Raw genomic sequence first — 2,412 nt, 5'->3', positions numbered from 1 at the left:
TGTTGATGTGCCTAACAGGTGGTCTAGGGCAAAATCTTCACAGCGTTTATGTGTACGGAAGTGTTGCGCGAAAAACGGCAATAGCAGGAAAGTCCAACCTGGATTTAGTTGTGGTGACAAAGTCGACGTTTGAGAACAACCGAGCGACGCTGCTCAATACTATAAAGTGGCGAGCTCAGCAAAATCATCCGCAAGTCAAGGGAGTGGCGATAAGAACGGCACTTGTTAGCGAAGTTGCCAATCTTGATAGCATTTTTACTTGGGGCTTTATGCTCAAGCACTGCTGTGTTTGTGTGCATGGCGATGACTTGGCTGATTGTTTTGGCGACTATGTGCCGAGTTGGGAAATTGCTAAGCACTGGAATATGGATGTTGAAGAATGGCTAGCGGTGTATCGAGCTAAGATTGTTCAGGCGACAAGCCTTGAGGAGCAAGTTCGTGCGCAGGTAGTCATCGCTAAAAAGTTATTAAGAGCTTCTTACTCTTTGGTGATGTATCGCGATAAGCGCTGGTTTGATGATCCCATAGAATGTGGTGAAGTGTTTTTGCAATATCATCCCGAGAAAAAACTGGAGATTGACCGCCTCTGCATATTGTTATCTGGAAGGCCAATTCCCAAGCGTTCGGTCATTGGCCTAATTGATGCCTTCGGTGGCTGGCTCGTGAAGCAGTACCAAAAGACTGAGTTTCGTATTGGTTAGAACAGTCCCATCTGTGGTGCTGATAGGGTTTCAAAGTCTGTGCCGATAAATGGCAGAATCGCATCTGCAACAGGCTTTATCTGCTTGTCGATGTAGTGCTGGTAGTCGATAGGACTGTTACGGTATTCATGAGGCTCAGGGCCATTTAGGGTAATCAAATACTCTATGCGCCCACGATTTTGATACTGTAAAGGTCGGCCAAGCTTGGCATTAATGTCGTCGGCTAAACGTGCTGCACGCACTTGAGGTGGGATGTTTTTTTGGTACTCATGCAGCTTTCGGCGTAGTCGCTTTTGATAAACCAATTGGTCATCAAACTCCCCATTATTGGTTTTTTCTACTACTTCACGCACATAGTCACTCGGGTCTTCGCCGTGAAATACCATTCGATAGAGCGTGTTTTGGAATTTTTGCGCTAATGGCGTCCAGTCGGTACGCGCACTTTCTAGCCCTTTGAATACAATGCGCTCTTGTTCTCCTTCACCAATTAAACCCGCATAACGTTTTTTCGAGCCCGTTTCCGCGCCACGAATAGTTGGCATCAGAAACTTGCGGTAGTGAGTTTCATATTCAATTTCAAGCATTGAAGTGAGGTTGTACTCAGCGCGAAGATGCTCTTGCCACCAAGAGTTTATGTATTCAACCAAGTGATTGCCGACTTCATCCGCTTCCGCTTGGCTGTATGAACCATTCAAAGAGACAAATGTTGAGTCTGTATCTCCATAAATCACTTGATAGCCTTTGTTTTCAATCAGCACTTTAGTTTGCTTCATGATTTCATGCCCACGCATGGTAATACTGGAAGCTAATCGAGTATCAAAGAAACGACATCCCGATGAGCCCAATACGCCATAAAACGAGTTCATGATGATTTTGATTGCTTGAGAAAAGGCTTTCTCGTTGTTTTTCTTCGCAACATCTCGTGCCGCCCAAAGCTTTTCGATCATCTCTGGCAAAAAGTGTTTCGAACGATGAAACTGACCACCACGAAAACCAGGCACGGCTTGATCGTCATCCTTACCAATGTCCAGTAATAAACCTTCGACCAAACCCATAGGGTCGATCAAGAAAGAGCGAATAATAGAGGGATATAGACTCTTAAAATCCAGCACTAAAACTGAGTCATAAAGGTTAGGGATTGAGTCCATTACGTAACCGCCGGGACTCGCAATCCAGTTTTCAGGGTGCAAATTGGGTGCGACGTAACCTGCTCGATGAATTTGTGGCAAATAAAGATTGGTGAACGCCGCGACTGAGCCTCCGACGCGATCCAACTCAACTCCCGTCAACCTCGACCGTTCAATAGCAAACGAGAGGAGATGCGTGTGCTCGAAGATTTTGTTTACCAGCACGCAATCTTGCAGGTTGTATTTGGCAAGTGAAGGCTTATCGGAGCGATACATGCGATTGATTTCGTCCATACGGTCATGCACGTTATGGATCTCTTTGCCTTCACCGAGTAATTCTTGTGAAACCGATTCTAATGACCAAGACCGAAAGTGATAAGTCGCGGTTTTTAGTGTATCGATGCCATCGAGTACTACACGTCCGGGAATTGAGATAAACCCCTGTTGGCTTTGGGATGAGCTACGAAAGAAGCTTGGCTGATCGGCGCGACCCAACATCAACTTCATGTTGTGCCATTCCGCACGTTTATGAAGGAGACGAAAATCGAAGTCGATAACGTTCCAACCAACAATAACATCAGGAT

The 2,412-nt window shown here is 45.7% G+C and carries 2 protein-coding genes; one reads left to right on the top strand and one right to left on the bottom strand.

Annotated features, from left to right (window positions below; all coding sequences use genetic code 11):
* A partial coding sequence (locus R8269_RS23430; protein ID WP_412079965.1) for a nucleotidyltransferase domain-containing protein occupies positions 1-701 on the top strand: 701 nt, incomplete at its 5' end.
* Here the strand turns inward: R8269_RS23430 and R8269_RS23425 are convergent.
* A partial coding sequence (locus R8269_RS23425) for a DNA polymerase II (protein ID WP_318222687.1) occupies positions 698-2,412 on the bottom strand: 1,715 nt, incomplete at its 5' end. The genes R8269_RS23430 and R8269_RS23425 overlap by 4 nt on opposite strands.

The sequence above is a fragment of the Vibrio sp. Vb0667 genome, from assembly GCF_033391095.1.
This window is presented reverse-complemented; position numbering and strand designations above follow the sequence as displayed.